This is a genomic window from Rhodoferax sp. (assembly GCF_039922535.1).
In the GTDB taxonomy this organism is placed as follows: Bacteria; Pseudomonadota; Gammaproteobacteria; order Burkholderiales; family Burkholderiaceae_C; genus Rhodoferax_B.
Genome location: NZ_JBDTEM010000209.1, coordinates 1 through 5,035, shown reverse-complemented (window position 1 = coordinate 5,035; position 5,035 = coordinate 1). Strand labels below are relative to the sequence as shown.

The window sequence follows — 5,035 nt, the reverse complement described above, 5'->3', positions numbered from 1 at the left end:
CTGGCCGTGGCCGAGAAGCTGGATGCCACGGTGGTGAATATGCGCTGGGCCAAGCCACTGGACGTAGCGCTGCTGCTGCAGATCGCGGCCACCCACGCCGCTTTAGTGACGGTGGAAGACGGTGCCGTGATGGGCGGTGCGGGCAGCGCGGTGCTGGAGGCGCTGCAGGCTGCGGGCGTGAACCTGCCTGTGCTCCAACTGGGCCTGTCTGATACCTTTATCGAACACGGTGACCCGGCCGTGCTGATGGCGATGCAGGGGCTGGACGCGTCAGGCATCCAAAAATCCATAGAAAATCGCTTCCCCGCGCAGGTGGAACGTGCACGAGCAGCTATTAAATTAGTAGCGTAGGGCTGGCACGGCTCTGCGTTGAACCGCCCACCGCCCATGCCCTGGCTGCGGTCCGCGCCTGCTATTTAGAAACACCGCAGCCTGGCAGCTCGGGGGCTTCTAAAACGGCGTATTGCCTTCGATGGTGGTGCGGTAGAGCTTGCGGCGCTGGTGGTCAGGGGTACCTGCTGCCAAGTGGGTCACAGACCGGTTGTCCCAGAACACCATGTCGTGCGGCTGCCAGGCATGGCGGTAAACCAGCGCGGCGCGCGCGCTGTGGGCGAACAACTCGTCCAGCAGGGCGCGGCTTTCGCCTTCAGGAATACCGACGATGCGGGTGGTGAAATGCTCGCTGACGAACAGCGCCTTGCGGCCGTTTTCCGGGTGCGTGCGCACCACCGGGTGCACGGCCGGCTGCACCTCGTCGAGCTGGGCTGGGGTCAGCTTGGGCCGCCAGGGGTTGCGGGCGCGCAGCTCCTCGTATTTGGCCAGGTAAGAGTGTTCGGCCCGCAGGTCCGCCACGGCGTTTTGCAGGGCGACGGGCAGGGTGTCCCAGGCGGTGTGCTGGTTGGCAAACAAGGTGTCGCCGCCTTCGCTGGGCAGCTCCTGTGCGTGCAGCAGCGAGCCCAGGCTGGGTTTTTCTTTGTACGACAGGTCGGAATGCCAGTAGGCACCGGCATCGCCCAGGCCGATGGGCTCACCGTTTTCCTTGATGTTGGAGACGATCAATATCTCGGGGTGGTGCTGTAGCTGGAAGCTTTTCAGCACATGGATCTGCAGCGGGCCGAAGCGGGCGCTGAAGTCCACCTGCTGCTGGGGTGTGATGCGCTGGTCGCGGAACACCAGCACGTGGTGGTCCAGGTGGGCGCGGTGGATACGCGCAAAGTCATCGGCGGCCAGCGGTTGGGATACATCGAGTCCCAGTACCTCGGCACCCAGCGGCGCACCAAAGGGGCGGATCTCCAGCGGCTGCCGGGTCGCCGTGGGGGCTGGCGCTGTGTCGAATACCGTCGTCATGGTGTCACCTTGTGTGGGCGGGGGACGGCGAAATCACCGTGCAAGTCCGCGAATGTAGGCTGCCGCCTTAGCCAAGGGAACGATTCTTTTGCTGTTTGCTAACTACGAATAGGTATGAGGTCCTGGCGCAGACGAAATATGCATAGATCGCTATTTATTTAATAGCTGTTTGTAGGGTGGAGCGGAAAAATATCCGTGCCGAACCGGCTCGGGTGGCGGCCTACGCATCTGCGTTCACTGTGCGGATGGTGTCCTTAATCCGGACTGGGGGTATGGACGCGCTGTGCCACCGGCGCTGCGGGGCCCGCGCGGGTAGCTTTGCAAGGCCCCCGATGGCGGAGGGACTTTGGAACTATTCTTGGCGAATGGATTCTTTTAGGATACGGTGGCACCCCCATCGGCAGCCCCGCCGCCGGTGGCTGGCAGACCAAAACCAATTGCCGATAAGGCCTACGACACCTGCACCTCGCTGTGTACCAGGTGGCCTACCCCTGCTCTTCCACCCTGTTGGAGAGACCCATAAACCCCATCGCACCATAAGGAGCCAAGGCATGGATTTCAAAAAATCAAAAGCACTCACATTCGGCATGGAGCTGGAACTGCAACTCGTGGACGAAGACACCGGACAGCTCTCACCCTGCAGCGCCGAGCTCTGGCGCGAGCTGGAAGTGCTGCCCGAGCACGAGCGTTTTTCGCTGGAAGCCACGCTCTCCACCATGGAAGTCACCAGCTCCATCCACGAGGATGCCGATGCCCTGGAGGCCGAAACGCGTGAAAACGTGCTGACGCTGAAGAAAATCGCCCGCCGCCAAGGCGTCGATTTGCGCGGCGGCGGCACCCACATCTTGCAGTTCTGGAACGAGCGCGAGTTCACCGAAACCGACCGGGCCGCCGAACTCAGCGCCAAATACGGCTTTCTGCCCAAGCGCTTTTCCACCTACGGCATGCATGTGCATATCGGCGTGCCCGGCAAGGAAGAAGCCGTCCAGCTGGCAAATGTGCTACAAAGCCTGAGCCCCTTGTTCATCGCCCTGTCGGCCGCGTCGCCTTTCCAGCAAGGGGTGGATACCGGCTTTTGTGCCGCGCGGCCCCTGGAGCCCCTGGTCTACCCCTACGGCGGCCCTATGCCGCGGGTGAACAGCTGGGCGGAGTTTGAGACGATTACCCAAGAGATCTTTGATTCCGGCCTGGCCAAATCCCTCAAGGACATTTATTGGGACGTGCGCCCCAAGCCCGAGTTCGGCACCGTCGAAGTGCGCGTGTTTGACACACCTTTGAGCGTGCGCAAAGCAGTGGCGCTCGCCGCTTTTACCCGTGCCTGTTCGGCCCTGGCCCTGCATGGGCAACTGGGTTATGCCCCTATCGCCATTCCCTACAACACCGAGCGTGTTAGCCGCTTCATGGCCTGCCGCGACGGCATGGATGCCCGCCTGTTCAACCCGGCGGTATGCGAATGGATGCCTGCCCGGCAATGGCTGGCGATGCTGATTGAGCGCATCGAGGCGCACCCCACCTGCGATGCCGACATGCGCAAAATCCGCAGCTTGCACCAGCAGGCCGAAAACGAGCAAGACTCCGACACCATGCGCGAGACCTGGGGCAATATCCTCAACACCTCGCCCAGCATGGTCCACTGGCAGCCGGGCCCGCTGGAGTACGCCGTGAATTCGCGCGAACACTGCGCGCGTTTGCTGGCCTAGAGATGCCTTCTGGCTAGGCCACGGGCTTCCCATTAAATCGGCTTGGGTTTGGCATAACCCAAGCAATAATGACCCATGTCCACCCGCACACCGCATGTGCTGCCCCAGCACCTGGATTCGCCCACCATGCGCCAGGCAGGGCGCGACCTGCTGTCGCTGGCCTTGATGGACGCGCGCAACCACACCCTGCACCTGCTCGACCAGTTTGAGTCGGCTCCCACCCTGGCCGTAGACGGCCTGCAACCGCGCTGGCTGGCCGGCCACATCGGCTGGATGGCCGAGGCCTGGCTGGGCCGCAACACCCAGCGCGGGCGTGGCGCGGCCTGCCCGTTCCAGCCCACCCGCCTGGCCTCCATCGAGCCCGAGGCCGACCGCTGGTGGAACCCCGAGCAGATGGAGCGCCATGGCCCGTTGGCGCGGCCCGACCTGGCCACCACCAAAAACTTCTTGCTGCAAACCCTGGAAAGTACCTTAGAGCTGCTGGAGAAAACCGCCGAGAACGACGACGCGCTGTATTTCTACCGATTGGCCTTGTTCCACGAAGACCTGCGCAGTGAACAGCTCATTACTCTGGCCCAGGTGCACGGCGTGCCCTTGCAACTGCCCACGCCGGGCGGTGCGCAACCGCGCGACCCGTTGGCGCTGCCTGCCTGTGAGTGGCATTTGGGCTCACCGCCCGGCGGTTTTGTGTTTGACAACGAAAAATGGGCCCATCCGGTGGCCGTGCCCGCCTTCGAGATCGACGCACAGCCCGTCACCTGGGCCCAGTTTGTCGAGTTCGTAGACGACGGTGGCTATGACAACGCTGCCTGGTGGCTGCCCGAAGGCTGGGCCTGGCTGCAAGCCCTGGCCGAAGGCGAGGGGCGGCGCGGCCCGCGCTATGTGGACCAGATCGGCGTAGCCAGCGGTGCGGTGCTACAAACCCGCTTTGGCCAGCGCCTGCGCGTGCCCGGTACCCAACCCGCCATGCATGTGAGCTGGTGGGAGGCCGATGCCTGGTGCCGCTGGGCCGGGCGGCGTTTGCCCAGCGAGGTGGAATGGGAGCGCGCCGCCATCGGTGCCGCAGGCCAGGGCTTTCGCTGGGGCGATGTGCACGAATGGACGGCCAACATCTTCCGCCCCTGGCCGGGCTTCAGCGCCGACCCGTGGATGGCCTATTCCGTTCCCTGGTTTGGCCAGGCCAAAGTGCTACGTGGCGCGGCCTTTGCGACCCGTGCCCGCATGAAGCACCCCAAGTTCCGTGGCTTTGCCTTGCCAGGTGACGACGTGCGCTTTGTGGGCTTTCGCTCGTGTGCGGTGTGATGCTATATAAGGTATAGCTGCTAGCGCAGGTGGATATTGCGCTGGAGGCACTTTTTATACAAATATTGGGGCCTCCTCCCTTCAATTGCTGCCGCAGCGGTTTGGATTAGGATGGCTCCATCCCCTTGCCTGGAACGCCATCCACCATGACCGAACCCCGCCTTTGTTACGTCCCGTGCCCCGGTGCTGCCGCTAAATCTAACGCCCCTGACCACACCGGCCACCGCATGGCCTATTGGCAGTGGGGCGACCCAGCCAACCCACACGTGGTGGTTTGCGTGCACGGCCTGACCCGCCAAGGCCGTGACTTCGACGTGCTGGCCCAGTCGCTCAGTCAATTTGCCCGCGTCATTTGTCCCGATGTGGTGGGGCGTGGCCAGAGCGACTGGCTCCAGGATCCGCAGGCCTACCAGTTACCCACCTATGCGGGCGACATGCTGGCGATGCTGGCCCAGGTACACGGTGAAGCGCCCATCACCACCCTGGACTGGCTGGGCACCAGCATGGGCGGGCTGATCGGCATGGCCCTGCTGGGCACACCCGGCCTGCCGCTGCCCGTGCCGGTGCGCCGCCTGGTGTTGAACGACATTGGCCCCACGCTGGATGTGGCCGCCTTGCAGCGCATCGCCAGCTACCTGGGCAAAACCGGGCGCTTTGACACGCTGCAACAGGCGGCCGACGCGATG

5 protein-coding genes are annotated in these 5,035 nt (G+C 63.7%); 4 read left to right on the top strand and 1 reads right to left on the bottom strand.

Annotated features, from left to right (window positions below; all coding sequences use genetic code 11):
• On the top strand, positions 1 to 351 hold a 351-nt coding region (locus tag ABI213_RS09985), incomplete at its 5' end, for a transketolase C-terminal domain-containing protein (protein WP_348026917.1).
• 99 nt (positions 352 to 450) lie between these two features.
• On the opposite strand, the gene ABI213_RS09980 is transcribed toward ABI213_RS09985, so the two are convergent.
• Positions 451 to 1,347, bottom strand: a complete 897-nt coding sequence (locus ABI213_RS09980) for a TauD/TfdA family dioxygenase (RefSeq protein WP_348007699.1) — start codon at positions 1,345 to 1,347, stop codon at positions 451 to 453.
• Positions 1,348 to 1,898: 551 nt separating this feature from the next.
• On the opposite strand from ABI213_RS09980, the gene ABI213_RS09975 reads away from it, so the two are divergent.
• The 3 genes from ABI213_RS09975 to ABI213_RS09965 form a co-directional block, all read left to right on the top strand.
• A complete protein-coding gene (locus ABI213_RS09975) occupies positions 1,899 to 3,047 on the top strand; it encodes a YbdK family carboxylate-amine ligase (RefSeq protein ID WP_348007700.1) in 1,149 nt (382 codons plus the stop codon).
• A 75-nt stretch (positions 3,048 to 3,122) separates the two neighbouring features.
• Positions 3,123 to 4,349 (top strand): SUMF1/EgtB/PvdO family nonheme iron enzyme, encoded by a 1,227-nt coding sequence (locus ABI213_RS09970; RefSeq protein WP_348007701.1) that lies wholly within the window; start codon positions 3,123 to 3,125, stop codon positions 4,347 to 4,349.
• A gap of 146 nt (positions 4,350 to 4,495) precedes the next feature.
• Positions 4,496 to 5,035 (top strand): alpha/beta hydrolase (locus tag ABI213_RS09965; protein ID WP_348026915.1); only part of this gene is annotated, 540 nt, incomplete at its 3' end.

Bases quoted from the DNA above. Each gene is read 5' to 3' on its own strand.
- ABI213_RS09980 (WP_348007699.1), bottom strand. From the start codon at position 1,347: ATGACGACGGTATTCGACACAGCGCCAGCCCCCACGGCGACCCGGCAG.
- ABI213_RS09975 (WP_348007700.1), top strand. From the start codon at position 1,899: ATGGATTTCAAAAAATCAAAAGCACTCACATTCGGCATGGAGCTGGAA.
- ABI213_RS09970 (WP_348007701.1), top strand. From the start codon at position 3,123: ATGTCCACCCGCACACCGCATGTGCTGCCCCAGCACCTGGATTCGCCC.